The 25,555-nt window shown below is 65.1% G+C and carries 22 protein-coding genes; all 22 read right to left on the minus strand.

Annotation, left to right across the window (positions count from 1 at the left end):
- Positions 1–37: 37 nt before the first annotated feature.
- The 22 genes from AC6RV7_RS10670 to AC6RV7_RS10775 all read right to left on the minus strand — a co-directional run bounded on the left by AC6RV7_RS10670 (position 38) and on the right by AC6RV7_RS10775 (position 25,539).
- On the minus strand, positions 38–1,408 hold the full coding sequence (locus tag AC6RV7_RS10670; protein ID WP_500093959.1) for an exopolysaccharide biosynthesis polyprenyl glycosylphosphotransferase: 1,371 nt from the start codon (positions 1,406–1,408) through the stop codon (positions 38–40).
- Positions 1,405–2,628: a glycosyltransferase family 4 protein gene (locus tag AC6RV7_RS10675; protein ID WP_500093960.1), complete on the minus strand. Its 1,224-nt coding sequence runs from the start codon at positions 2,626–2,628 to the stop codon at positions 1,405–1,407. Before AC6RV7_RS10675 ends, AC6RV7_RS10670 begins: the two co-directional genes overlap by 4 nt.
- Positions 2,628–3,491 carry a glycosyltransferase family 2 protein gene (locus AC6RV7_RS10680; RefSeq protein ID WP_500093961.1) on the minus strand — a complete coding sequence of 288 codons (864 nt, stop codon included), beginning with the start codon at positions 3,489–3,491 and terminating at the stop codon, positions 2,628–2,630. The genes AC6RV7_RS10675 and AC6RV7_RS10680 overlap by 1 nt, the downstream gene beginning before the upstream one ends.
- The gene (locus AC6RV7_RS10685) at positions 3,488–4,969 is read right to left on the minus strand and encodes an O-antigen ligase family protein (protein ID WP_500093962.1); all 1,482 of its coding nucleotides are present in this window, start codon (positions 4,967–4,969) and stop codon (positions 3,488–3,490) included. Before AC6RV7_RS10685 ends, AC6RV7_RS10680 begins: the two co-directional genes overlap by 4 nt.
- Entirely contained in the window at positions 4,966–6,135 is a 1,170-nt protein-coding gene (locus tag AC6RV7_RS10690; protein ID WP_500093963.1) for a glycosyltransferase, read from the minus strand. Before AC6RV7_RS10690 ends, AC6RV7_RS10685 begins: the two co-directional genes overlap by 4 nt.
- Positions 6,099–6,662, minus strand: coding sequence for a DapH/DapD/GlmU-related protein (locus tag AC6RV7_RS10695; protein WP_500093964.1), 564 nt, complete (start codon positions 6,660–6,662; stop codon positions 6,099–6,101). The genes AC6RV7_RS10690 and AC6RV7_RS10695 overlap by 37 nt, the downstream gene beginning before the upstream one ends.
- A 31-nt stretch (positions 6,663–6,693) precedes the next feature.
- Positions 6,694–7,830, minus strand: coding sequence for a glycosyltransferase family 4 protein (locus AC6RV7_RS10700; protein ID WP_500093965.1), 1,137 nt, complete (start codon positions 7,828–7,830; stop codon positions 6,694–6,696).
- Positions 7,827–9,047: a glycosyltransferase family 4 protein gene (locus AC6RV7_RS10705; RefSeq protein ID WP_500093966.1), complete on the minus strand. Its 1,221-nt coding sequence runs from the start codon at positions 9,045–9,047 to the stop codon at positions 7,827–7,829. Before AC6RV7_RS10705 ends, AC6RV7_RS10700 begins: the two co-directional genes overlap by 4 nt.
- The gene (locus AC6RV7_RS10710; RefSeq protein WP_500093967.1) at positions 9,044–10,588 is read right to left on the minus strand and encodes a hypothetical protein; all 1,545 of its coding nucleotides are present in this window, start codon (positions 10,586–10,588) and stop codon (positions 9,044–9,046) included. The genes AC6RV7_RS10705 and AC6RV7_RS10710 overlap by 4 nt, the downstream gene beginning before the upstream one ends.
- Position 10,589: 1 nt before the next feature.
- Positions 10,590–11,852 (minus strand): glycosyltransferase, encoded by a 1,263-nt coding sequence (locus AC6RV7_RS10715; protein ID WP_500093968.1) that lies wholly within the window; start codon positions 11,850–11,852, stop codon positions 10,590–10,592.
- Positions 11,849–13,282 (minus strand): glycosyltransferase family protein, encoded by a 1,434-nt coding sequence (locus AC6RV7_RS10720; RefSeq protein ID WP_500093969.1) that lies wholly within the window; start codon positions 13,280–13,282, stop codon positions 11,849–11,851. The genes AC6RV7_RS10715 and AC6RV7_RS10720 overlap by 4 nt, the downstream gene beginning before the upstream one ends.
- A complete protein-coding gene (locus AC6RV7_RS10725) occupies positions 13,275–14,315 on the minus strand; it encodes a glycosyltransferase (RefSeq protein ID WP_500093970.1) in 1,041 nt (346 codons plus the stop codon). Before AC6RV7_RS10725 ends, AC6RV7_RS10720 begins: the two co-directional genes overlap by 8 nt.
- Positions 14,316–14,321: 6 nt before the next feature.
- On the minus strand, positions 14,322–15,323 hold the full coding sequence (locus AC6RV7_RS10730) for a hypothetical protein (RefSeq protein ID WP_500093971.1): 1,002 nt from the start codon (positions 15,321–15,323) through the stop codon (positions 14,322–14,324).
- Positions 15,320–16,570 (minus strand): glycosyltransferase family protein, encoded by a 1,251-nt coding sequence (locus tag AC6RV7_RS10735; protein ID WP_500093972.1) that lies wholly within the window; start codon positions 16,568–16,570, stop codon positions 15,320–15,322. Before AC6RV7_RS10735 ends, AC6RV7_RS10730 begins: the two co-directional genes overlap by 4 nt.
- Before the next feature lie 8 nt (positions 16,571–16,578).
- Positions 16,579–17,850 carry a glycosyltransferase family 4 protein gene (locus AC6RV7_RS10740; RefSeq protein WP_500093973.1) on the minus strand — a complete coding sequence of 424 codons (1,272 nt, stop codon included), beginning with the start codon at positions 17,848–17,850 and terminating at the stop codon, positions 16,579–16,581.
- A complete protein-coding gene (locus AC6RV7_RS10745) occupies positions 17,847–18,674 on the minus strand; it encodes an FkbM family methyltransferase (protein WP_500093974.1) in 828 nt (275 codons plus the stop codon). Before AC6RV7_RS10745 ends, AC6RV7_RS10740 begins: the two co-directional genes overlap by 4 nt.
- 88 nt (positions 18,675–18,762) lie before the next feature.
- A complete protein-coding gene (locus AC6RV7_RS10750; RefSeq protein WP_500093975.1) occupies positions 18,763–19,755 on the minus strand; it encodes a glycosyltransferase in 993 nt (330 codons plus the stop codon).
- A gap of 14 nt (positions 19,756–19,769) precedes the next feature.
- Positions 19,770–21,464 carry a hypothetical protein gene (locus tag AC6RV7_RS10755; protein ID WP_500093976.1) on the minus strand — a complete coding sequence of 565 codons (1,695 nt, stop codon included), beginning with the start codon at positions 21,462–21,464 and terminating at the stop codon, positions 19,770–19,772.
- The gene (locus tag AC6RV7_RS10760) at positions 21,461–22,615 is read right to left on the minus strand and encodes a glycosyltransferase family protein (protein WP_500093977.1); all 1,155 of its coding nucleotides are present in this window, start codon (positions 22,613–22,615) and stop codon (positions 21,461–21,463) included. Before AC6RV7_RS10760 ends, AC6RV7_RS10755 begins: the two co-directional genes overlap by 4 nt.
- Before the next feature lie 35 nt (positions 22,616–22,650).
- Positions 22,651–23,670, minus strand: a complete 1,020-nt coding sequence (locus AC6RV7_RS10765; RefSeq protein WP_500093978.1) for a glycosyltransferase family 2 protein — start codon at positions 23,668–23,670, stop codon at positions 22,651–22,653.
- Positions 23,667–24,194 carry a hypothetical protein gene (locus AC6RV7_RS10770; protein WP_500093979.1) on the minus strand — a complete coding sequence of 176 codons (528 nt, stop codon included), beginning with the start codon at positions 24,192–24,194 and terminating at the stop codon, positions 23,667–23,669. The genes AC6RV7_RS10765 and AC6RV7_RS10770 overlap by 4 nt, the downstream gene beginning before the upstream one ends.
- Before the next feature lie 526 nt (positions 24,195–24,720).
- The gene (locus AC6RV7_RS10775) at positions 24,721–25,539 is read right to left on the minus strand and encodes an FkbM family methyltransferase (RefSeq protein ID WP_500093980.1); all 819 of its coding nucleotides are present in this window, start codon (positions 25,537–25,539) and stop codon (positions 24,721–24,723) included.
- Positions 25,540–25,555 lie beyond the last annotated feature (16 nt).

Raw genomic sequence — 25,555 nt, forward strand, 5'->3', positions numbered from 1 at the left:
GGGCCACGATCTCCGGCTTCCGCCGCACCGCTCCCGCCTAGCGCCCTTTCCCAAACAGCATGATGTGGATCGTCTTCAAGACGATCGAGGCATCCAGCAGGAACGAGAAATGCCGGATGTAATAAAGATCGTATTCCAGCTTGCGCAGCGTGTCCTCGAGGCTGGCGCCGTAGGGATAGTTCACCTGCGCCCAGCCGGTGATGCCGGGCTTCACCAGGTGCCGGAAATAGTAGCAGGGAATCTCCCGCTCATACTCGGCCACGAGCCGGTCCCACTCCGCGCGCGGACCGATCAGGCTCATTTCGCCCCGCAACACGTTCCACAGCTGCGGAAATTCGTCGATGCGCGTGGCGCGGAGAAAACGGCCGACGCGCGTCACCCGGGCGTCTCCGGTTTTTGTATACGGACTGTCGTGACCGCCGGCGCGCATGGTGCGAAGTTTGCGCATCCGGAAGGGCACGTTGTTCCGGCCGATCCGGTTCTGGGAAAAAAAGATCGGGCGCCCGTCCTCGATCCAGACGACCAGGGCGCCGAGCGCGATGAGCGGAGCGGCGAGTAGCAGGCCGATGAGCGCGAAGCCGATGTCGCTGGCCCGCTTCAGGCGCTCGAATACCGGCTCGCGGGCGATGGGGAAGCCTTCCTGAAAAAGCCAGGTCTGGTTCAGGCGGTAGAGCGGAATCTTGCGCCAGTAGACCTGGTGAAAAAGCTCGAGCGTGTAGGTGGGGACGCCGTTGAAGTAGAGATTCACCAGCTGCTGGGAAACCTCCGGCGGCCGCTCGTCCCGCGACTCACGCAGGATGAGCGCCTCGACCGCGAGCTGTCCTGCCTGGATCTGCTGCAAAACGGACGAGAACGGCTGCACGTTCAGTTCCGGATTTGCCGCGGCTTCGCTGCTCTCGGCCTCGGCAGCCAGCGAATAGACCACCTGCTGGGAGGTGCCGAGGCGCAGGCATTCGTCGCGGAAGGCGATGCAGCTGGGCAGGTCGCCGACGAAGGCCAGGCTGCGCGTGCCCCGTCGGACCGACACCCGTTGATAAACCACCCGGCGGTAGCCGAGCGTCACCGGTGTGAGCACGAGGAAACTGAGGGCGATCACGACGCGACTGGATTGCAGCTCGTAGCCGCTCGGCAGGAAGACAAAGGTCATCATCAGCACGCCCGCCATCGCGCTCATCATCGCGATCGTGTGGAGGCTGGTATAATCGACCCCGATCATGTCGGTCCGCGGGTTGTAACCGTCGATCAGATACAGCGCGATCGTGAGCGCCGCCAGTGGAGCCAGCAGCGGCGTCACAATGAGATGTTCGCCCACGAAGCCGCGGAGCACACTCAGAGCGTTGAAAACGGCGATCACCGAAAGGGCGTCGAGGACGAGCAGAACGAGGAACGTCTTGCGCGCGGTGGTCATGAAGAAGTGGCGGAGGTGGCGTAGCCGTTGCGCGGATTCGCGGCAAGACCGCGGGCCAAAATGTCATTCCAGGTCGAGAGCGCCGTCGGGAAGCCGCCGGTAGCGAACTGGGCCGCGGCCGCCTGCATCCGGTGTAGTTCGCCGGGATCGTTCCTCAGTGCGCGTATCCAGCGGAGGATGTCGGTGGTGGCGTCGCGCGAGAACGCCGCGCCCAGCCGATGCTGCCGCACGAGCTGCGCGATCCCGGCCTCGGGCGGTCCGATGAAAAGCACCGGGCGTCCGGCCGCGGCGACGCCATAAAGCTTGCTGGGGAAAACCCAGCGTTCGGCCTCGGGGCGTAACGTCACCAGATGAAGATCGATCGCTCCCAGGCTGGCCGAAAGGTTGTGCCGCGGTTGCGGCGGGAGGAACCGGACCGGCAGCTTCCTTGCGATCGCCAAGCGCTGCAGGCCCGGCCGCTGCGCTCCCTCGCCGACGATCACGAACGCGATCGACGGATCGTCGCGCAACCCCTCAGCCAGTTCGATCAGCGGCACGAGATCGTGCACGCGACCGAGATTGCCGGAATAGCCGATGACGAATTTCCCGTCGAGGTCCCAGGCGCGGCGACGGTCCGCGACGACCGCAGGCTCCGCCGGGGCAACGCCAGCCGGTGCCCAGTTGGGCGAAACGAGGATTCGGTCGCGCGCGACGCCGGCGCCGTGCGGGGCTCTTGCCATGTCGCTGCCAGGCACGACGCATGCGGCGCTCCGCCTCCACACGAAATCGCGGAGCGGGCACAGGATGGTCAACCAGCGTTGTCCCGTGAGCCCGGCGGCAACTTCCGGATAAATGTCCTGAATCCATTGCACCACGCGTGCGCCGCGCGATGTCGCGATCAGCCAGGCGAGCGCTCCCACCAGCGGCGGATCGGTCATCGCCACGACGATGTCACGGCGACGCACGACGGAAAGGAGCGCCAGTGCGCAGCCGGTGTAGAACGTAATGAAATCCGCGATACGGCCGGGGATGTGCCGCCGGCTCCAACGGATTGCGGACACGCGGTGGATCAGCACGCCGGCGCGTGTCTCCCGCCGCTGCGGCCACCCCGCGGGCGCGGAGGTGAGCACGGTCACTTCGTGGCCCGTCCGGGCGAGCGCTTCGGCGAGATCCGTGAGCAACTGCGCCGTGGCCGATTCGTCCGGCCAATAGAAGCGGTTGATAAAAACGACGCGCGGCATCAGCGGTGTCGACCGGCACGAACCAGTTCCTGCGCTTTCGCCGCACTGACGAACTCGTAGAACGCCATCAAGCGGCAAAACACATAACCGCGATATCCATCCAGAAATCCGGCGCGCAGCACGTAATGATAGAGGAAACGCAGCGTGGGTCGGAAAGGCAGGCGTTGCGCGAAGAGCTTCAGCCGCCGTTTGCGGGCGAGCGCGGGTGTCAGCGACTCGCCGCTGGTTCTGACATTGCCGGCATTGGCGAGCAGCAGCCGCGCCTCCCAGTTGCTGTAGCGATTGTGTTTCTCGAGCCAGATTTCGAGGCTGGGAAACGCGAAGTGCTCCATCTCGCCACACAGGTGGGCGGTGGTTCCTTCCAGGATCACGTGCTCGTGCACCTCGTTGTCGCCGGAGTGCGTGTCGCCGACGCCGGGAAACTGTTCGTAGCGTCCGAGGCGGTGCCGGAAGAAGCGGAGATTCCAGCTCGGATAGTAGCCGCAGTGGCGAAGCCAGCCGTCGAGAAACCAGAAGCGGCGGTTCACGTAATAGCCGTCCGCGTCCGGTGCCGCGACCATGCGCCGCAGTTCGGTCGCAAGCTCCGGCGTGATGCGCTCGTCGGCGTCGAGGATGAATACCCATTCGTGGCGCCACGGAATGTGGTCGAGCGCCCAATTCTTTTTCTTCGGCAGCCGACCGTCCCAACGAAAGTCCACGACGGTGGCGCCGAGTTCCCGCGCGATGTGAACGGTGTCGTCGGTGCTGTGCGAATCGACGACGACGATCTCGTCGGCGAAGCGGGCCGATTCGATGCACGCCCGAATGTTAGCCGCTTCGTTGCGGGCCGGAATCAACACGGAAATCGGGCAACGTTCGCTCATGCAGCGGAGGCGGAAGGGTGGGCGAGACCTTCGCTCGCGGTCGAATGCATTTTGCCGGCCCGAAGCCGCGCATACTGCAGGCCGGTGAAGAAACACGTCCACCACGCGCAGATCACGGCGCGATTCCCGAATGGAAACTCCAGCCAGGCGTAGAGCACGATCAAGGCGCAACCGGCGCCGAGATAGAGCGTGATCGGGTTCGGGCTCAGCTGACGCCGGCTGGCGTAAAGTGGCACCAGCGCACACAAGCCGAGCAGCGCGGTTCCGACCAGCCCCACTTCGGAGAACGACTGCAACCAATCGCTGTGCGCGTCGTGGAAATACAACGGTAGTCCGTCGGGGCTTCCATATTGCTGCGTGTTGTGAAGGTAGAAGACCGTTGGATACGTCGCCATGCCCCAGCCGAACCAGAGCTTTTCCTGCGCCATGTGCCAAGTGTCGCGATAGAGGATCTGGCGCGAACCGAAATCTCCGCGTGCGCGGAGATCGGCAATTTGATCGCGGGTGACGTCCAGGCGCTTCTCGATCGTGGAGCCCGCGAGCGAATAAACGAACGTGCCGGCCAGCGCCGCGGCGGCAATCGAGAGGGCGATGGGCCGGGCGACCGAACCGCCCTGCGCCCGCCGGCGGCGAACCAGATTCCAAAGTCCGTGCATCATGGCGGCGACGAGCACGAGCAGCACCAGGACCGTGCACGATCGCGACGTGCTGAGCGGCACCGAAATCGCGAGAAGCAGGATTGCGACGAGGCCGGTTAGCGCGGGTGAGTGCCAGAAATCGCGGCCCGTGCTGCGGCGGGAGAAATGGAAGACGAGGCCGAGGGCGGTCGCCGTCATCAACACGATGAAGGCGCCCCAATGATTGTGATAGATGAACGAGGAAAAGAAATACACCTGCGGCGACTTCACCGCCCCGAAGAAAAGCCCGTCGGCACCGCTCAGTTTCTGCACCGTCCCAAACGCCGCGAGTATCAGGGCATTGCCGGCGAGCGCGAAGAGCAGTGCGCGGAGGGCGCGGCGACGGCGCACGACCAGCAGGAGATTGAAACAGGAAAGGTAAACCGCATCGAGGAACCACAGCGTCGCCAGCGACAGCGCGGGGCGCGCGGTGCTGGGCAAGGGCCAACGCGCACCCTCCTGAACGTAGAACGTGCGCGCGCCATCCGTCACTTCGCGGAAGCTCGGGTTGAAGGCGCTGACGAGCACGATCGCGTTGAGCAGCCCGAGCGGCCAGAGCCACATGAGCCGGCGCCGTTCCGCCCGGTGGCGCCGACGCACGCACGCGGCGATCGTGATCGCCACGCCGAGCGAGCCCCAGACCGAGAGCAGCGTTCGCACCCACGGCGCGTTGCCGCCAAATGCCCAAGCGGCGACGATCACCAACACGGCGATGTGGAGGATGGTGAGCGCTTCGAGGCTGGTGGAGCCGGCGACGTGGGAGGACCGGCGGACGGACGAGTGCGTGGGGGAGGAACTCATCCGCGACGAGGCGAGGCGATCAGCTGCCGATAAAACTGCCGCAGAATCTCGGCGGAGTTTGCCCACGAGTAGCGAGCCAGCACATGCGCGCGCGCCACCGCGCCGCGCTCGTTCAGGCGGTCGACGCCCTCCGCCAACGCGGACTGCAGGGCTTCCTCGTAGCGTTCCCACGGCACGCACCAGCCGGCACCGGCCGAGTTGATCTCGGACCAGGGCGTCGTGTCGGTGACGAGCGCCGGGAGGCCGTGGGCCATCGCTTCGGCGATGACGAGGCCGAAGTTTTCGTTATGCGAAGGCAGCAGGAAGAGCGAGGCCACGGCGTAGGGTGGGGGCCGGTTTTCACCGTCGAACACACGCACGCGGCCGACCCCGGAGGCGCGCAACACATACGTCTCGAGCTGCGATGGCGTGTAGCTCTCCGGCACGCCCACGATCAGCAACATCCAATCGGATGGGGCGCGAGCGAGCCAGGCGTCGATCAATTCGAGCACGCGTTTTTTCTGGTGCAGTCGCGAGTAAAACAACGCCGTCGGGCGCTGCGTGACATCCGGGCACGCCTGCTGCCAATACGCGCGCGCGGCGGCGACGTCCTCCGCCTCCGGCGCGGCCACTCCGTTGGGCGCCACGCAGACCGGTTGCGTAAAACCCAGCGCCTTGATTTCGTCCGCTTCTTCAGGACTGGTGGCGTGCCAGCCGGCGGCGTCGCGGAACGCGCCCGGATGCAGAATGGCCCGCGCGATCTGCTTGCGCCAGCGACGATGATTCCACGCCCACGCGCTCATCATGCCGCGGGGCGAAATCACGAGCGGGACGCCGTGACGGCGGGCGGCCTCGCCGGCGTAGCCCAGGGTCCGCAACCAGATGGAATGGTGGTGAATCACGTCGGCGTCGTGATTTTTCAGATACGAGCGCAGCCCCGCCGAGGGACAGAGCGCCTGCGGCCAATCGCGTCGAAAAACCTGCTGCCGGTAGCGGCCGTCTTCGTTCGTCGAGAGCTCGCGGGGATGGGTGGCCAGCAGCGTCACGTCCTCGCCGGTCGCGGCGAGCGCCCGGGCGACGGCGGCGACGGAGCGGCTGGGGCCTCCGTGCCTCTCTTCGAGGCTGGGAACAATCTGGCAGCAGCGCATCGTCAGGCCGGTGGCGGACGATCCTTCACCGGCCGGCATGGCTGGCCGACGCAAATCTTGCGCGCCGGCTGATCGCGGACCACGACCGCGCGGGCGCCGATCACACAGAGTTCGCCGATCGTCACTCCCGGACCGACAAACACATCCGCGCCAACCCAGGCGTTCTCGCCGATGACGATGGGGGCGGTGACCAGCGGCATCTCCCAACGCAGAAAATCGTGAGTGCCCGCACAAAGATGGCAGTTCTGGCTGATGTTCGCGCCGCGCCGCAAGGTGATGTGACCGAGATTGTAGATGGTCACGTGGCGCCCGACCATCGATCGCGGCTCGAGTCGCAGCCGCCACGGATAGGTCACACGCACCGTGGGAAACACGACGACTTTGCCCGGCTCCGGAATATCGGCGCCGAACAGTTTCAGCAGCCGCGTGCGGAAGCCGTGGAAAGGCCGGGGGCTCCAGCGAAAAAGTGTGGCCTGAACGAACGCCCAGAACCAGCGCAGCAGGACCTCGCCCCGCGGATCGGGCGTCACGCAGTTTTGGCCGAGATAGGGCGGTTCTGCAGTCATGCGAATCGGAATTACGCCAGCAAGCGACGGGTCACTTCAACGTCGAAAAATCCGCGAGCAGTCGCGCCGCGAAGTTCGGGAAATCGTAACGACGAACTTCCTCGCGGGCCGCCTCCGCCATTCGCGCTCGCGCCGCATCGTCGCCCAATAGTCGCGCGAGTGCATCCGCGAGGCGTTGCGAAGCATCTTCGGCCGTATGGTCGAAGATCCCGCCGGTGACGTCCATGCGCACGAAGTCCGTAAAACACGGCAATGCGGATACCACGGGCACCGCGCCGGCCGCCATGGCCTCGGCAACGGCCACGCCGAAGGTTTCGCCCTCCGCTGCGAGGCTCGGGTAGCAAAAGACATCCAGCCGTCGGTAAACCTCGATCAATTGCGTCGGATCGAAAATGGGGTCGAGAAATGTGACACGATCGCCAGGAAGCGCCGCGATGAACTTGCGTTCCAATTCAGCGCGGTAGGATTCTCCGGAGCCGCCGCGCGCGACATCGGCCGGACCGCACAACAGCAATCGCCACGGCGGCAGATCGGAGCGAGCGGCAAGCTGCGCGGCGGCCGCCGCGAGAAGATCGAGTCCTTTCTCCCGATGCAGACGCCCGACGAATCCGATCGTCAGCGGCGACGATCGCGCGGGTTTTCCTCCGCCAGCGAAGGACGTCCAATCGATCGGATAACCGAAGATCCGGGTGACCGGTTGCAACTGCGGATTTTCGAGCTGCACCGCCGCCGCGATCGGCGAGCTTACCGCCAGCACCCGATCCACCCGGCGATAGACACGGTATTGGCCCTTCGGCACCCGACCCGGCATCACGACGATGCGTCCAGCCCCGCGACGAAACCATCCGAGCCAGACGGGCAGGGCGATGCAGTTGACGATGGTGATGTCGGCTGGGGGCAACTGTCGCCACACCCTCCAGCTCCAGAGGAGGTCCAGCCAGAGATTCTTCCAGAGCCGTTCGGTGTGGGAAAAACCCGGCAGCCGCAAATGCTGCACGCCATCTTGCGTTTCCCGATCGGGGAATCCGGGCCAACGGCGCGAGATCAACGTGACCTCGTGGCGGGCGCGCGCGAATTCCTTCGCCAGTCCAAACCACGATTTCTCCGATGCGCCGCCCGCGACCGGCGGCACCGGCAGGAAAAAACCGACGACGATCGTGATTCTCATGAGGACCCGGTGGCGAATCGGATCGCCTTCAGCAGCCCGGCGGTGGCTTGCGCGTAGGTGTATCCATAAATCCGTTGCGCGACGCGCTCGCGCAATGGGGCAAGGTCCGCCTGCAACGCGGCGGCCAGGCGCTCCCGCAACTGCGCCGCGTCGTCGGCGCGAAACACCCAGCCGGTCTCGCCGTCGGTCACGAGATCCTGCTGGCAGCCGACGCGGTCGCTGACGAGCGCCGGCCGGCCGAGGTGCATGGCTTCGTTGACCGCGAGCCCCCAGGTTTCGTAAAGCCCCCGGGACGGCAGTGCGAAGACATCGGCCAGCAGATACCGTGCGGGCATTTCGGTTTGATTGGCGAACGGCAGAAAAAGCACGCGGCCCGGCGCGGCGGCCGCCCGCTGAAGCAGCGCCGCTTTCTCCGGTCCTTCGCCGACAAAGACGAGCGCATGCTTGTCCGGCGGAAGCGCGAGAAAGGCGTCCAGCAGTTCCCGCGGTTGCTTCGCCGGCAGCAGTTTCCCGGCGAACAGGACGACGCGCGTATCAGGGGCGAGTCCCAGTCGCAGGCGAAGCTCCGCCGCGGCTGCGCGCGTCCCGGGCTGGGCCGGATCGAAGCGGGTGTGATCGACGGCGTGGGGCGCGAAGAAAAGTTTGTGAGCAGGAACGCCAAGCGCGTAAAAATAGTCGCGGTTTGCGCGCCCGACGTAGGTGAGGGTGGCGAACTGGGCGTAGAGCGCGCGGAGCGCCAGACGCGTCCGCCACGGCGGCGTCGGACGCCCGAGAAAATGGGAATCGCCGCGGAAGATAAGTGGAATCCCTCGGAGGCGCGCCCACGCGATCAGGCGCAGATGGCTCGCATACGCGTAGCCAAACAGAAGCACGGCGTCCGGCCGGAAAGCCGCGAGCCGCTGCGTCAGCCCGGGATTCTGCAACCCGCGGAAATGATGGGTGCCGGGATCGCGGGCGACGTTCCTGACAAACTCGTGCGGATAACCTTCGAGGAGATCGATATCCCAGCGAAATGTGGTTTGAAACTCCGGGTCGCGCGTCGGTTCGACGCCGAACTGCCAGAGGTAGAACACGCGCAGTTCCAGCGACGTGTTAGCCTGCAGCCAGCGAAACCACGGACTGTAATACTGTGTCGGATGCGACAGTACGATCGCGAGCCGCAGCCGACCTGAGGACGCGAGCCCGTCCGCGATGGAATTGTTCGCGATCTGGCTCACGCGGGGCGCAGGGAAACCCGCCGGACCAGAAACGCGCCGATCACGACCATGGGCGCGACGGATTGAAACGTCGCGGTGATGAACACGCTGGCGACCATTTCGAACGAGTTGGCGACCGTGACGAAAACGATGAAGGCGACGAAGCCTTCGAGCGAGAGAAGCGGTTTGATGGTGGACTTTTTTTCCAGCCACCCGAAGAGAAAGCCGAAGACCAGGCCGACCACCAGGCTGCCGACCAGCGGACCGAAATTGCCGTAAGCTTCCGCCAGCAGACCCCAGGCGATGTAGGTGACGAGGGTGCTCTCGAGTTGTTGACGTCCGAAGTGCACGTTGAGCATGACCTGGCCCTCGTGGCTGCGGGGCTTGTCGGGCCAAAACAGGCGGGGGATCAGCAGGGCGGGGATGATCGTGTAGGTTTTTCCGCCGAGCGGACGGACCATCCCCGTATCCATTTCGTCGATAACATAGAGGATGTTCTGCAGGTTGTTGACCCTCAGCAGCAGGCTCTGACCGGATTTCTGGGACGCCTCCGTTTGGTGGCTCCGCCAGAACGACTCCGTTTTCTCCTCGGTGCCGGTCATGATCGTCCAACTCGCCTCCACCCACTCGGCGTAGCGCTGCGGCATGTTGAACAACGTGGTGCTTTCGACCGGCGCCTCTCCCTCCCCGTGGGACCAATACAGGCCCCGCATCTCAAACTTGCCGAGATTGAGGAAGGCCAGTGCGCAGCCGACCACGGCGAGAAAGCGCCACGGAATCCTGCCGCTGCCCCAGAAGAGTCCGATCGCGACCGAGAAAAGGACGATGGCGGTCGCCGAGAGCAGAAATCCGGAAGCGGAGATGATGGCGTTGAACGCGAGCATCGCCCAGAACGCCGTGCGCTGACCGCCCGTGAGATTTCCGGAACTCAGCAGCATGCTCTCGATGAACAGACCGCAGGAGGTGATGACGCTGACCAGCGCGAACACGATAGGGAACGACCCGGCGGGGAGCAGGGCGAAAACGGGATCGAGCAAGCCGACGGCCGACAGCGCCTGGTAGGCCGTCGCGGCGCCGATCAGCCAGAAGCCGATCCGGCGCAAGCCGTCCAGCCCCTGATCGACCATGATGTTCAGCATGTGGGCGGTCGGCCTGCCGTTCTGCACGACCTGCAGCGCCGCCCACCAGCCGGCGGTCATGCTGACGAGAAAGAGAAAAATTTCGAAACCCGCCCGGGACACCATCTCTGGGGGATAGAACTGCACCACGGGATGTCGCACGAGGATGGGCAACCCATAAGCAACGAGGTGTTGCACGGCCATCATCGGCAGGATCGGCAGTCCGGTGCCGGCCAGTTTCCAGACGTGGAGCACGAGCAACACCCCCGCCGAAAGCAGCGCGAACGCGATCGCGCCTGGACGCCCGCCGACGAACAGCCACGCCGCTGTGCCGCCCAGCAAGGCAGCCACGATCGGAAATGCCTTGCGCAGGAGCGAGCGCAGCTGGTCCGCCAGATCGCCGAGCTGCGTCTCGTAGGAAAATTGGAGCGAGGGGGCGGACATGCTAACGGGCGAGAAGCTTCGCGAAAAACCCTGCGTGCTGGCGAGCGAGCTCTCGCGCCTCGAGGGACGCGAGTCGTGCGGGGTCGGACGCTCCGCCCCGCAGACCCGAAAGGGACCGGCAGAACGCTGCCACCTCTGCCACGACATCGGGCGCATCGGGGTCGATCAAGCGGCCTCCGAGGCCGGTGTGCGGCGACAGCATGCGGTGCAGCACCGAGCCGGCCCGTGCGAGCGCCAACCAGGGCTTTCCGGAGGCGAGCACCAGCCAGGCCTTCGACGGCGCGTATCCGTCATCCTGCGACCCGAGGATCAGATTGGCGTCGGCGGCGCGCAGCAACGCCAGCGAGTCGAGATAGGGGATGCGGGCCGCGTGCTCCGAGATCGCCGTTTCGATGCCGAGTTCTTCGGCGAGCACGTGCACCGGTCCGGCTGTCACGCGCGGATCGTAGCTGCCTCCGTAAAACTCGGCTGTGAGTCCGCTCTTCGCGGTTTCGCGCCGCGCACGCGCAAAACCGGCCAGAAACACCTTCAGCGAATCCGTGAGATCCGGTCCCAGCCGTCCCAGATAGCGGATGACGACCGCGCCGTCGGCGCGCCCGGTCGCCGCCGTCGGTGCGAAGGCGAAGTCGCGCTCCGACCAGCCCATCGGCAGCATGCAACCACGCTCGGCTTCCCACCAGGGGTAGCGGTCGGCGAGCTGCTCCAGGTAAGCTGGCGAAACCGCGACGACACCGGCGCAACGTCGCAACGTCCACGGCTCCAGCCAGCGCGCCTGCAACGCCGCGAAGCGATACTTCCAGCCGCCTGGTGGACGAACGCCGGGCGCGTGCGCGAAATCGCTGCGCCACGGGTCCTGGAGATCGACGACGAAAGGCACGCCGTGCCGTCGCTGCCAGATGCGTCCCAACGGCAGACATGCGAACTGAGTCGTCGAAAAATAGACGAGGTCGAAATGCTGCTCGCGCAGCAGCGCGTCGCCGGCCGCGCGCAGGGCGGTCCACGCTCGCCAGGCGATGTTGCCCAATCCAACCCGCCGCGTGAGGCGTGATGGCCATGCGGATACGCGGGTGACGGGCACGTCGGCGGGGAGCGTTCGGAGTAGCGCCGGCTCCAGCGGCGCCTCGGTGGCCGTGGGATCGACGCTGAGCACGAGCGGCTCCCAGCCGAATTCCCGCAGGTGCGGCAGCAGCATGCGCACGCGCTGTCCGTCCGGCGCGCTGATCGGCGCGAAATGCGGGGCGACGATGAGGACGCGGCGGTTCACTCGATTACGACGAGCTGGTTAGGTTGACGGGCGATGGATCCGAATCGCGCTGCGCCGATCTTCAGTCGCTCCGCGCGGGTAGTCGAATCGCGGATACTGTGCTCGATCTTCCACTCGGTGGCGATCCACAACTCGTCCGGCGGCTTCCCGGCCAGAGTGCCGCTGCTGCCGAGGCGCCAGGACTGGCGTTGCGTCCAATCGACACTCCCCGGCGGCAGATTGAAATCGAAAATGTAGCGCGCCGCCACGTCGTCGATACAGAGGATTCGTCCGGGATGACGAGCGATCGAGGCCTTGATCGAAGCAACATCCGGCGACCGGATGTCGCCGAAGAGGGGCACGGCGATCATGGCGGAGTGCTGGACGGCCACTATCGCGAGGGCGGCGGTTGCGAACAGGCCCCGCCATGGAGAGCAGCCGAAAGAGACGATGGCGAGCACGAGGCCGAAGTGGGTCGCATAGTGCACCATTCTGGTGGGATGGAAAAAGATTCCGATCAACGTGGCTGCAAGCCAGCAGACCCAGAGGCTCCGCAGCGTCACGCCACGGGCCGAAGCGATTCGCAGCGTGTGGGTCGCACCGGCTCCGATCAAGAGCCAGGCCATGCCGAGCAGGTAAGCTTGTTTGCCCAGCGTGAACTCGCCCCAGAAGTTCGCCGGTGCCCGGCTCCAGGGGGGGGCTATGACGCTCGAGTGCAGCCGCATCACCTGCACAAACTCAACCACCTCGCCCCGAACTGCCGCTACGAAGGCGACGAAAGCGACACCGAGACCAATAGCTGTTGCACCGGTGAACGCCTGTAGGCGGTTCGTCCGTAAAGCGTCCAATCCCCGCCACCCATGCAGCGGGACTGCGAGGGATAGAAAGAGAGGATGGGTGAGGACCGCGGCGGCAGCGAGCAGCGCACTGGCCGACATCCGAGGGACGCTGGAGGTCGCAAATGCGATTTGGCTCGTTGCAATGAGCGCAAGCGCGAGCGCTTCAGGTCGCATACCTTGGTCCAATAGAAAAATGAGGATGACGGCACTCGCGGCGAGTGCCGTCGCGCGTGACACACCCCCTTGTCGAGCCACGCAAAAGACGATTCCGCATACCAGGGCTTGCGCCAGCAGGTGGAAGGCCGTGAGCGAAGACGCGCTCACACCGAAAATCGTCACCCAACCTGCGATCGCGTATGGTAGCACCGGCGGTTGCGCGTAAAAGCGATCGGTGCCGAGCGAGGTCATCCAGGGGGCGATCCACGGGTTGACGAGTTGGCCGGAGCGGGCCAACTCCACCCCGGCGCCGCTGAAGAACAGGTCATCAATGTGAGGCTTCGGAAAGCCGCCGATCCATAGCAGCATCGCGGCTCCTGCGATGATCCAGAGGCCCGGATCGGGAAGCGTGCGCCTGGCAACCGGCGCGGCGGGCGGTCGGCTGGGATCAGGCACGACGCGATTTGAAAACGGCATCGGTCAGGCTGGACGCCAGCTGGAGGTAACGCTGCGCGACGACGTGCGACGCGTAATGGCGTTCAGCCGCGCGACGGCATTGGAACCGGTCATTCGCTGCCAACTTTGCCACCGCATTGACGCCCGCCTCGACGGACTGGATGAGAAAGCCCGTTCGGCCCGGCTGGACGATCTCGGGCAACGCACCGCGAGGCGAGGAGATGACCGGTGTGCCGCAAGCGAGTGCTTCGGCGAAAACGATCCCAAACGGTTCGTCCCAGCGAATCGGGACGAGCAGGGCCGCGGCCTGGCCGAGAAGCCGGTTCTTCGCCTTATCGTCGACCTCGCCGATCCATTCGATCCCGTCGCGTCCGAGATGAGGGGCGACTTCACGATCGAAGAACGCGCGTTGCGGGCCGGAGTCGTCCCGATTGCCGGCGAGGATGAGGCGGCGTTTCGCTTGTCGCGCAATGGCGATCGCGAGGTCTGGACCTTTGACATCGTCGAGCCGGCTCAGGAAGACGAGGGGCGCGTCGGGCGGGACGGCGGGCGTGAAGTCGAATTTCTGCAGTTCGACGAAATTGGGAATGGCGTGCCACTCGCCCCCGGCCCGTCGTCCCATGGCACAGATGAACTCGCTGCAACCGGTGAACCGGAGTGACCGGCCGCCGAGCCGCGCGGCCCAGGTAACCTGCGGCCCGCCGGTGTGACGCTGGTAGGACATCAGGATGGGGAGTCTGGAGGCGAGAACCGGCAGCAGATATGCCAGGCGGGAGAAACTGTGGATCACGTCCGGTCGGAACCGGCGCACCGCCCGCCCGAGCGCGAGCGCGTTGCGCACCAGGTTGTGGGCCGGCGCAGGCCAGGCGAAAAGCGCGTCGGCGGGCGTGGTCGAGGCGGGATGGGCGAGCAAAGCGACGGTGTGACCACTGGTGCGATATTCGCGCAGCAGGCTGTCGACGATACGCTCGATCCCACCATAGCCGACGGGTGGCACGGGAATCAACGGATCGGCGGTCAGCAGAATTCGCATGGGAAATCAGCGGGAAAATTCCTGCCAGGCCGGCACGTCGATTTCGCTTTGCCCGCGCTGGACATCGGGCACGCGTCCCGCGGCGACCGATTCCAGCAGTCGCGGCAGCAGTTCGAGGTAAGCCGGGGTTTTCTTATTCGGGTGCAGCAGCCAGGCGCGTTCGTCAGCCAGGTTGAGCCGGCGCAGCCCACGCGGACCGAGCACGCGGAAAAGCAGCATCTCGGGTCCCGGCGGATAACCGCGATCCAGCAGCCGGCGCAGCTTGTATTCCCAGCCAAGTCCTCCCTGCATGAGCGGCAGATGCGGGGCGAGCCGTTCGCGATCCAGTAGAAAGCAACGCGTGCTGAACCAGTCATTGAGCCAGCCGTCCGCCACGCGGTGAAACGGTCGGCCTTCGTGGAGCGAGGGGGCATCAATTTCCGTGTCGACGGCGAATCCCGGCGGACTGATGCGCGGCGTCGCCATCACGGCGTCCGGATAACGCTGCCAGAGCGCGAGCGCCACTTCGGCCCAATCGAAGCCCGGTGCCTGGTGCAGGCACATGTTGGCATCGTAATGCACCACGAAACGCGTGACTGGCGCGTCCAAGCCGGCCCAATACGCGAGATTGGCGCATCCGCCGTAGTCGTGCGTTTCGGTCAGGCCTGGTGCGAGATACCGCCGGGCAAGTCCGGCCAGGAGAGGCGAGCCCGGCTCGAGCCAGACGATCTCGTCGATCCAACCGTCGGAGCGAAGTTGCTGGGTGACGGTCCGTATCTGCGTAACTCGCTCCGCAAATCCAGGCTCCGGGAGTCGCCGGAACGAATCGAAGATCCGGGTGGTCTGCGGCCGGCAAAGATCCACCACCGCGACGCGACGGACGGCGCGAGGATGCGCGCATGCGAGTCGCGGCACGGTCAGAGCAGCATAATCGGTGTCGCCGGCCGACAGGTTGATCTGGAGCGTAAACCCCGCGTTGCCCGACGACGTGAATTCAGAATTCGAATACGAATCGGGTTTGGCGGTCATCGGCGTTCTTCGCCGGCCGCGCGGACCGTCCGTTCGATCAGCTGAAGGAAGGCGTATTGTTCGACGTCCCAGCAGAATCTCTCCTGACCGAGCCGCCAGGCGGCGGCGCGTGATTCTGCGAGGCGCGTAGGATTGCCGAAGAATGCGTCGAGCGTGCGGGCGGTTTCGTCGATCTGATTCGGATCGGCGAGCAGGCCCGCGGCGCCGAGTTCAGGGGCGAACATCGTCTGCGCGCGCGTATTGGACAGCAGCTGGGGAATCCCCGCGAGCAGGTAGACGAAGAGCTTGTTTGTCAGGCACAGGTCGCGATTACGCGGCGATGTCTCCTCGATCGAAAGACCGAGGTCGGCGGTGGCGGCGAGCCGGACCATTTCGCCGGCCGGCGCCGGATCGAGGAACCGGATCGGACGGCGCAGGCCGGCCCGGGCGGCGCACGCCGACAACTCCGCGCGATAGTCCGGCGCGGAAAATCCACGCAAGGCCAGCTCTGCCGGCGTGCGCATGTGGGCGAGCACATCGACGATCGTTTCCAATCCCCGGCCGGGACCGACGGTTTGCGAGAACCAGTAGATCCGCGCCGGGCGTGCCTTCGTGATCGGCGCCGGTATCACCGGTTCCGCGGGCGCGTGCGACCGCGGAAAAACATTCAGGATCACCTGTGCGTTGACGCCATACGCATCGGCTGTCGCGCGGGCGATGAGCGGGGCGGCGGCGGTGAGGGATGCGCAGTTCGGGAGAAACCTTTGTTGAAGGATCCGCCGGATTCGCCGCTCCGCTGGGTTTGTCGCCGCTTCGTGCGTTTCGGCGTCGTGGAAATCTTCGATGTCGAAACCGTAGCGCGTGCCCGCGGCGCGCGCGGCGAGTGCCGCCGCAGGCAGACCGGCGAGACAGTGGCCGAGGTAGAGATCGGCTCCGAGCGAGGCGGCCGCGTGGGCAAGCGTGAAGGTCTCCGCGTGATGCGCACGGGCGGCGAGCGATGGCGCGTGAACGGCGGAAAGCAGTTTTCGCGCGAGTCGGCGAAGAATTTTGCGCCGCAGGACCCCGGGACGGCCGTCGCGAAAATCGACCCGCATGCTGCGCCACGCGGCGCGCGCGAGAATCTCTTCGTCCAGAGGATCGACCGGCCCGAAATGGCGACCCGAGACAACGTGCGTATCGTAGCCGGCCGCGGCGAGCGCGTCGGCTTCCTTGAGCACGCGCGGAGTCGACGCGAGGTGGCCGGGAGTGATGAGACAGACGCGCGGCACGAAGATCGTCAGGAGGCGATGGCGGAAAAAAATCCCGCTTCGGTAAGCACGCGCAGGAGCTCGCGGCGATAGTCAGACCATTGCCACTTCGCCGCGGTCACGAGCGCCGCTTCACGCATCGCGGCGAGTTGGGCGCGGTTGTCCTGGCACCACGCGACCACCTCGGCGATGGCGAGCGACTCGCCGGCGCGGATGAGCAGGCCGTTCTCCCGCGGACGCAGCAGATCAGCGGCGCCGGCGCGATCGGTGGTGATCACCGGCAGCCCGCGCGACCAGGCTTCCGTTGCGACCATGCCGAAGCCATCGCAGAGGGTCGGGAAGAGCAGAGCGTCCGCTTGATCATATTCGTGGAACAACTGCGAACGGGGAACGGAGCCGCCGAGATGAACGCCGTCCGGTAGATCTCGCATTAGGCGCTCGGGCAGATCGATGGCGCCGAAGGTGCGAAGCGTGGCGTGACGGCCGAGCGAATGAGTGCGCCAGGCGTCGAGCACGTAGTGAGCACCTTTTCGAATGCTGAAGGTGCCGGCCCAGATGAGTCGCAGCGGTGTGACAAGATTCGTGCGGCCCCGCGCTGGGTCGGTTTCCGCCGCCGGAGGGGCGCCGTAAGGCACGACGCGGACCTTCGAGACGTCGAGCCCGGATTCGGCGTAGCTGCGCCGCGTGAAGCGCGACGCGGCGATCACCACGTCGGCTGCCTGCCATTCGGCGCGCCGCCGGGCAAGCCGACGCGCCTCACGCGCCGCGGTGTGCCGGCGGTAGGGCGTCTGCAGCTCCGGGAAGTTCTCCAGCTCGCGAGCGAGCAGGTCGTGAACGTATTCAGAATCCGGAGCCGGCACGTCGTAAGCGACGCGCAGGCCGAGCGCGCGGGCGCGGCGAAAAGTCGAAAGCGAGCTGTGTTCGAAACCGTAGACGCCGGTGAGATCGGGCGTCAGCGAGCGGCTCACGCGTGCGTCGAACGCCCGTTCGGTTTTTTCCCAGATCAGATCGGTCACGCGACCGTCGCGGTCGACCGCGCCGGCGGCGAGCCGGAGCCATTCGCCGAGCGGGTGCGAGCTTACTTTGGTGCGGGGAATTTCGGTAATGGCGCGCCGCCGTAGTTGCCGGGAGAAATCCCGACACAGGACCCGGCCTAGCGCCATCAAGGCCCGTTGCGATCTGCTCTGCGGGTCCTCGTGGACGGTGGTGACGAAGCGCTCGAGCGCATCCGCTTCGTGCAAGGCTCGCGCCGCTTGTTGCACGAAAGGTGCGACGCTGGGGTGAAAAACGAGAGCCTTCATTCAGCGGTCGTGCACCACCAGTGCTCTTCGTGCGACTCGACATCGATGTCGATGTGATAACGACGCGCGACGAGCCAGTCCCTGATATCGTTTGGGGTGAGGCCTAACGTGCGCAGCGCGGGAGGATGAACGCTGATCAGAAGTTGTGGGCGGAGACGTTCTGCCAACCCTTCGGCTCCCTGCAGAACGAGCAACTCGGCCCCTTCGACGTCGATTTTCAACAACCACGGTCGGTGCGGGTCGGCGTCGGCGAACAGGGTGTCGAGCCGATGGACCGGAATTTTGTTCTCCGACTGGGTATCGAGGCAGATGTAGCGAGCAAGGGAAGGTTCGGGGGACGGATTCTGCGAAGCAATCTCGGCGGCGGTTGCTGCTGCCGCGGCGGCTGCAGATAGCTGGACGGTGGGAGCGTTGCCAGCATAGCCGCGGATGACGTGCAGGCGATCTGGGCCGGCAAAACGACAGAGCCAGCGCGAGGATTGGAGACTTACCAGATCGGAGTCGATCGCCCAGGCATCGCCGCGCCGGGCCAGGGCCACCGTTAGGAGACTATAGAGTGCGATTGAACAACCGACGTCGATCACGGCGGCGTCTGGCCGGGAGGAGAGCCAGTTGGCGACGCGGCGCGTGGCAGGTGGCTCGTAGTTTTGCCAAGGTGGCCGAGCGAAGCGCGACGGCACACGGATGTCTTTACCGCCTAGATGGAGGGGCACACCGCGGTTGAAAGGATCCTGGCAGCGGTAGAAGGCACCCTTCACGTAGTGCTTCAGAATCGGGAAGCGGTTGAGTCCGGAACTCTGGGCAAGCTTCGAGAGCAATGTCATGTAGCCGGAGGCGGGGCGGTGGTGCGGGCTGAGAGCGTCTTGTTTTTGCTGCGGCGCTGCCACGCTTGAGAGGGGCGCGTCGCTTTTGTTAGCCGTCGGCAGCTTCGCGTGCGAGGGCTAGATAATCGCGTGCGCAGCGACCAATCTCGAAGTGCTCAAGGGCGAAGTCGCGGGGTTGATACGCGCCGGCGTTGAGACGTTCGAGAAACAGGTCCAGCTGGGACGCAAACTCGGCGATTTGCGTGAACTGTTCGCCGCACCTCGCGTCGAAATAGGGCACCGAGCTTGCCGGGTGGTCCGCGAGGCCGTGCGCGCGGCGATTGGGATCCAGCCAGCGGCCGGGATTCCAAGCGAGTATCGGCACGCCCATGCTCAAGGCCTCGTTGTAGGCAATGCCTTGAGTCTCGTTTTCGCAGAGGAAAAGCATTCCGCGACTGCGGGCGAGCAGGGCGTGATAAGAGTTCTCGCGCCCTTTGGGGTATCGGCCGTAGCCGATTTCGAAGAATTTGAGACCACGAGCAGCAAGAGCTTCGAGAAGCCGTTCCCGCAGCCCCGGCTCCGGATGTTCTGCCGGCCAGCGGAGTTTATTGTAGACGAGGAAATCGAATTCCTTCGTCGTATCTGGCTGCGGGACGAGATGGTCCGTGTCGATGCCGACGGGCCAAATGCGAATACGATCTCCGTAATACGGCCGGTAATACGCTGCGGCCCATTCGCAGGCCTGCAGGTGGTAAACGGCTTGGGTGTCACGGAAGAGCGTTGGCCATTGGTCGGGGAAATCGAGCACCCCGACGCCTGTGATGCAGCGACGCTGGCGGGCGACAATGCGGACTTGATCGACCGGGCCGTGAAGGATGCCCACCGGTTCGCCGGCAGGCAGGACCACTGGCCGACGATGAAGCACGTAGGGCTCACCGATCTTATCAAGACCGAGACAGAGATTGCGGGTCACCTTGGCGAGGCCACCGGGCGGACGTCCCCGCCAGGGACGCAACAACGAGCGAAGCAGGACGCGAGGATATTGATCGCCGGGTATCCAGCGCGCGCGGTCAGGCGATTTGATATCGTAAAGATGAAGCATGGAGAAAGGTCTCGTCAGCGTCGGCGCCAGAGCTCCCAAACGTCGGATTCGCCGCCGCGAACAAAGTCCGCGCGAAGCGCATCACCGTAGAGGAGCAACTGGCGCGGAGTCGTCGCGGCTTCGATGGGATACTTCGGAATCAGCACGATATCTGCACCGCCCAGCAGTCGTGCAGGCGACGGGATCGTCCGTTCATGGGCGAGGCGGCCGAAGTCCCAGCACCATAAATCGTATTTGGGTCCAGGAGCTTGGAGGGCAAAAGGGAAAGGATTGAAATTGTCGAAACAGAGCACCCGCGGCTGACCGCCGACAGTGCGTCCGACAAGATCGAGCCCGTCGCTCAGCCAAACGCCGTACGCAAAAGGCGTGAAGATGCCGCGTTTGATACTGGCGAGCGCATCCGCCCGCGAGTTTTCCCCCGGGAATGGAGGGAGCAGAAGTGGACGCAACGCGCCGGTGTCGATACGGACCTGGGCTGGCATAGCCGGCTCGCGGCGCAGTTTCCATGCAGCGCTGTAGAGGATACCCGCAGCGTCCCGGCCGATTGGCAGGATGAGGAACGCCAGCGCCGCGGACGCGGCGAGCCCGGAAAAAACCGGGGCAGCGGTTCGGCGGTTGATCTCCTCGGCAATAACGAGGGCTGCGAGGGCAAAGCCCGGGAAGTTCCCGTGCTGCATGTTGGCGCTGCCAATCAGAAGCGCTGAGAAGACGAGCGCCAAAGGCGTGAGCAACGCGGCGAAGGGAATTCGGTCGCGGTGCGACGCGGGCTTCGCGAGGAGCCCACCGCAGAAGAGCAGCACCAGGCCAAGCAACAGAAACTCGTGCAAAGACTGCGCTGCGGCCCCCATCAGATATACGATTACCTGGCTGCCGCGCCCGCCTGCCGCTGACAGCTGCTCCTGCCAGTAAGCGGTGAGCGACACCCCGAGTATTGTCATGTGGGCGGCGGTCATCGTCGCCGCACCGATGACGATTCCAAGCAGCCGGAGCGGCGGTTGACCGCGAAGCAGGAAGGTCAGGCCGACCACCACCGCAGCGCCAGCAGTGTAGTTGAGTTTGGTGAAAAATAGCAGCGCAGTCGCGACGCCGGTGGAGCACCCGCCGACGAACCATTGCGCGGGCGTCGGGTTGCGCGGTTGCAGGCAGCACTCGATCGCGAGCAGCCCGAACCACGCCCAGCCCATGCGATTGTAAAGCATCGCATAGGAAGGTGCGCTCCAGTCGCCGCCGAGCGGCTGTACTCCCGTGCATATCAAGCCGATGAATACGGCGAATAACATCGCGGGACCGGAGGCAAACCGCACGCGGGCGATGCACCAGGCCCAGACCGCCATCAACGGCAGGGCGATGGCGGCCGCCGCTGCCAGGGCCTGGGCGGTCGGGCCAACCAGACGCATCGCCAAGGCGACCCACCAGAAGGGCGCGGCGCCTACCGGCATGGAGAAATCGGTGTGGGGAACCTGGCCGGAGTAAATCCGCCATGACATGTTGAGGATACCAATCGTATCCCACGGCATCGCACGTTGGTGACTGACTCCGCGCCAGGCGAGCAGCCCTCCAAAAAACGTAATGAAGAGTAGAAGTGCGATCCACGCCAGGCGGCGGGCGCGCGTGCTGTCAGCGGTCCAGCTGTCGAGGACCAGGCTTGCCGGCTTGGGCAGTGCCGGGGCGCTGGCGGAGAGATCCCGCGGGGCTGATGGCTGGGTCATGTCGAGGTCATGGGCACGCCGAGGCTGGCCGCGATGCGCGTCAGACTTGCGGCGACCGTGTGGTCGGCGAGTGCGCGGCGTTGTCCAGCGCAGCGGAGTGCGCGGCGACGTGAAGCGTCGCCGAGGAGTGCGGCAGATTTTTCTGCCAGCTCGGCGCCGTTACTGAAGGTTTCAATTTCACGGCCCAGTTCGTAAAGGTGTGGTAACTCCGGCGCCCATTCGGTGAGATAGCATGCACCGAGCATCGGAGCTTCCATATCTCGGAGACGCGAGTAAGCGGGCGGCGGGTGACCTGGGCGATGTGCGGGCGCGTAGCGGTTGATACCGAGAGCCACGGAGCTGCGCGCGAGCAAGTCGGCATAGGCCTCGTCAGGAGGCGATGGGTGCACGTGGGATGTAAAATCGAAAGCGATCCTCGGTGCGGAGCGGTGGGAGAGCCGGCGCCATGCCGCGGCCAGTCCTTGCCGTCGGCAAAACTCGCTCCAGTCGCGCCATCGAGCACGCCAGGTTGGCGGCGGAGAAGCGGCAGCGGCCGGGGTCGGATTGGTCCAGCCGGCGCCGTAGATGGTGACGGCGGCGCCCTGGAGGAAAGCGTCGGAGAGGAGCTGCGCGCGCAGCTCGTCACGGCGGCCGATGAAGCAGACTTGGGGCAGTTCGCCGGCGGGCATCTGCCGGCGTGCCGGCGGCACCCAGCACGGCATGGGAGCGAACACCGTTTTCCACCCGCGTCTGGCATAAAGCGGAAGGGCGTCGTATTCAGGAACCCAATGCAGGTCAAAGGGCGCGAAGGCGGCGGGCAAATGGCGATATTCCCGGACATTATCGCAGAAAAAGTTCACCGCCGGAATCCCATGACGGCGGATTTCGCTGATCGCAGCCGGCGAGATCTGCTGCGGATAGAGATACCCGAGAAACAAATCGACCGGCGACGAGCGGACACTCGCGAGCGTGCTGGACCAGATTTCCTCGAGCCAGCGGGCGTGTTCTTCTGATGGGAGAGCAAGCAGTCCGCGAGCCCAGTCCGCGTTGGGCACTTCAACCACCTCATGACCCGCTTCGCGCAAGCCTTCCACGAAGTACGTGCGCCAAAACGAATACGCGGGAATCGCGTAATGATGAGCCGACTGTTGGCAGGCGAGGAGGATGCGCACGACGATGAAATTCGCGAGAACCGCTGGGGAACCGGCTACCTTGAACGTGTGGGCCCGCGATCCATCGCATGTCTGGTAGGGCCGGGTGAGAACGGGAGCGCTGACATGCGACGAAAGGTCTCCCACGCCCGCTGCAACCGGCGGGCTCGACGCCATCCCAGAAGCTTCGCGGTCATTCGGTACAGCCGCGGTCCGGGGGGCGGGGGGAGATCAGGGGCGAGCGTGCGGCTGTAGAAGAAGGCTTTGGCAGTGAGGTCCGGCGCCACATCGAGCTGTTCCCAGACGAAGCGCTGCCAGGCGCAGGCAAGCGCGTGTCGCGTGCGGGTCGAATCTTCGGCCGCAAACAAAAGAGATTGTTTTTTCTCGATGCTGCGAAAGGAGGACTCCGCTGCTCGCCGCCCGCGAAGGCCACTCAGGCGGGAACCATTGTGCGCGCGATAATACGAAACGGCGCCATCGACGAATCGAATGCCGGGGGAAGCCATGAGCACACGAGCGAAATACTCTCCATCGTCATCGAGCGAGAGCGATTCGTCCCATGGGCCAGCGCGATCAAGGACGGCGCGCGGCGTGAGCCACACGATTGGAGGAAACATTCCTTGACCGGAGAGAGACGCCACCAGCCAGTCGAGTGGGGCGTGATCGGCCCAGACAGGCTGACGTTCGAAGTGCGCGGCCGCGGGGTTGGCGGCGAACCTGCCCCAGGCGCCGGCGGCGACTGTACCAGACGGAGCGTTTGCAAGGACCGCAAGCTGGCGGGCGATCTTCTCGGGCGCGATGAGATCGTCGGCATCGAGGAACTGAACATACTCGCCGCGGGCGGCGCGGAGAGCGGTGTTGCGCGCCGCGGCGGCTCCGGCATTGCGCTGCCGGATGAGTTGCACGCCGTGCTCGGCGAACTTGGCGGCGATCGTGATCGAGTCGTCAGTCGAACCGTCGTCGACAACGATGATCTCGCGGTAGGGCCACGTCTGCGCCACGGCGGACTCAAGCGTGGCGGCGAGCCATGCCGCCGCGTTGTAACAGGGGATGACGATGCTGACGAGCGGGGTCACGAGGCAAGCACACGGCGCCAGTTTTGGCGGAAATACCACCGTTTGGAACCGGCTACGTAATGGTGCATCACGGCCTGGCAGAGCTTGGCCTCTGGTGGACAGGGAAACGTGACATAGTCGGCGGCGGGGGCGATGACGCAGGGCTGGCCGGCCACCTGCATCGCAACGAGAGCCTGTTCGAGGTAGTAGTGGGTGCGTTCGCGCTCAATCAGAGTGCGGCACCAGAACTCGAGGCGCTCCCAATCGAGCGTGGATCCCTCGAGACCGGTGAGACCGACGTTGACGAGATCGGCGACCGGTGTGCCGGCGAGCTGGTTCATCAGCGAGCGGGAGTAGCCGTAGGACGTTTCGCAGTCGACCGCATGCAACGGGACCATCGGCCGATCGAGCCACCGGAGCAGCAGATCGGGTGAGCGAAAAAACAGCAGGTCGGAATCGAGCACGAGTTTCCAACCGCAGGCGCCAACGTGAGGGTCGGTGAGTTTGCGAATGTTGGGGTAATTACGCCAACGTTCGCGCAGCACGGGAAAGCGGGACTCGGGGATGTTTCGATCAAGTCGGGCGAGAATCTCGTCGGGACCGACGAAGCGGATGGTTGGAAAAAGACGGGCGAATGGCTCTCGGTGCTCCGCCACAAGCGTGCCGTCATCGTAGATTACCGGAGCGAGCGGACGTTGGGCATGGCGGGCGAAGGTCCAAAGACAGAAGGCGGTTTGAGCCCAAAAACGCCGACCGGTTAGTAAGTGGAGCGGGAGCGGCGAGCCGTCCGCGTGGGGAAGCGGCGGTAATTCCCTTGCGGCGGCTTCCATGGCCTCTCGCCCCGCGCGGTTGCGCCGCTGCCCGAGCGGGCCGCCATCGCGGAAGAAGTCGATGATTTTACTCCGGGGTTGATGCCAGACGCGATAGAGCAAACGGCCCAAGCCGAGCTGACGTGGGGAAAAGGGCGTCAATGGACAGCGGGAAACCGGCGCATCGGGGACGAAGTGCGGCTTGATGTCGCCGCGAGGTCGGTGTCGGTGAGAGGAAGCGGGAAAGACATTCCGGGAGAGGTCACGCGCCAGCTGGTGCGCGGTCGAGGTGGTCGCGATGCACGGCGAGCAGCGCGTAGGGAAGGGACGTTTCGGCTGGCTTCAGGGTTCGGCCGTCGAACAGCGCAAAATTCTGCTGTCGCAGATACTCCGCCACCGGTTCCGGCTCCGCCATCCCGTCGAGGAATACGGCCAGAATCCGGTTCGCGTCGAAAAGCCCCGAAGCGCCGCGAAGCACATTCCATTCCTGGCCTTCGACGTCGATCTTCAGCACGATTCTTTTTCCGACGAGATCGCTCGCATCCAGCCGCCGGCACGCGACCGTGAAAGTCTCGCCCGTTTGGTAGGAGGTCGCGAGGTCCCGGCGCGTGGAAACGTGGGACACTGCGCCGCGCACGAATTCCAACGAGCCTTCGTCTTCGGCCAAGGCGAAGGGAAACACGGTCGCAGAGGTGTCGGCGAGGGTGCGACGCAGACGCGAGGCGGTTTCGGGGTCGGCCTCGAACGCGTAGTAACGCAACTGCGAATACATCGACGAGAATCGATGCAGGATCTTGGTATAGACGCCGACGTTGGCCCCGGCGTCGACGAAGGCATCGGCGGAGCCCAGCAGCGGCGCGAGCGCGAGCAGCACCGCTGACTCGTCATTCAGAAAGGAACTCCGCGGCATCATCCGGCTGGCCCACACGTAACCGTGCTCCCGGATGGTGTTCACGCAAATTCCGGCGTGCATCAATTGGACCTCCAGATCGCGATCGCCTTCCAACAGACGCGTGAGCCAGCGGCGGAAGCGCGGGCGCTTGAGCAGCAGTCGATCGATCAGCCAGCCTTGGAGACTCATGGGTAAATGCGGTGGG

The organism is Opitutus sp. sgz309028, assembly GCF_059821195.1.

Coding starts and splice junctions, on each gene's coding strand:
- AC6RV7_RS10685 (WP_500093962.1), bottom strand. CDS start 4,969: ATGAGTTCCTCCCCCACGCACTCGTCCGTCCGCCGGTCCTCCCACGTC.
- AC6RV7_RS10670 (WP_500093959.1), bottom strand. CDS start 1,408: ATGACCACCGCGCGCAAGACGTTCCTCGTTCTGCTCGTCCTCGACGCC.
- AC6RV7_RS10755 (WP_500093976.1), bottom strand. CDS start 21,464: ATGACCCAGCCATCAGCCCCGCGGGATCTCTCCGCCAGCGCCCCGGCA.
- AC6RV7_RS10695 (WP_500093964.1), bottom strand. CDS start 6,662: ATGACTGCAGAACCGCCCTATCTCGGCCAAAACTGCGTGACGCCCGAT.
- AC6RV7_RS10725 (WP_500093970.1), bottom strand. CDS start 14,315: ATGCGAATTCTGCTGACCGCCGATCCGTTGATTCCCGTGCCACCCGTC.
- AC6RV7_RS10730 (WP_500093971.1), bottom strand. CDS start 15,323: ATGACCGCCAAACCCGATTCGTATTCGAATTCTGAATTCACGTCGTCG.
- AC6RV7_RS10700 (WP_500093965.1), bottom strand. CDS start 7,830: ATGAGAATCACGATCGTCGTCGGTTTTTTCCTGCCGGTGCCGCCGGTC.
- AC6RV7_RS10690 (WP_500093963.1), bottom strand. CDS start 6,135: ATGCCGGCCGGTGAAGGATCGTCCGCCACCGGCCTGACGATGCGCTGC.
- AC6RV7_RS10710 (WP_500093967.1), bottom strand. CDS start 10,588: ATGTCCGCCCCCTCGCTCCAATTTTCCTACGAGACGCAGCTCGGCGAT.
- AC6RV7_RS10680 (WP_500093961.1), bottom strand. CDS start 3,491: ATGAGCGAACGTTGCCCGATTTCCGTGTTGATTCCGGCCCGCAACGAA.
- AC6RV7_RS10740 (WP_500093973.1), bottom strand. CDS start 17,850: ATGAAGGCTCTCGTTTTTCACCCCAGCGTCGCACCTTTCGTGCAACAA.
- AC6RV7_RS10775 (WP_500093980.1), bottom strand. CDS start 25,539: ATGAGTCTCCAAGGCTGGCTGATCGATCGACTGCTGCTCAAGCGCCCG.
- AC6RV7_RS10750 (WP_500093975.1), bottom strand. CDS start 19,755: ATGCTTCATCTTTACGATATCAAATCGCCTGACCGCGCGCGCTGGATA.
- AC6RV7_RS10745 (WP_500093974.1), bottom strand. CDS start 18,674: ATGACATTGCTCTCGAAGCTTGCCCAGAGTTCCGGACTCAACCGCTTC.
- AC6RV7_RS10675 (WP_500093960.1), bottom strand. CDS start 2,628: ATGCCGCGCGTCGTTTTTATCAACCGCTTCTATTGGCCGGACGAATCG.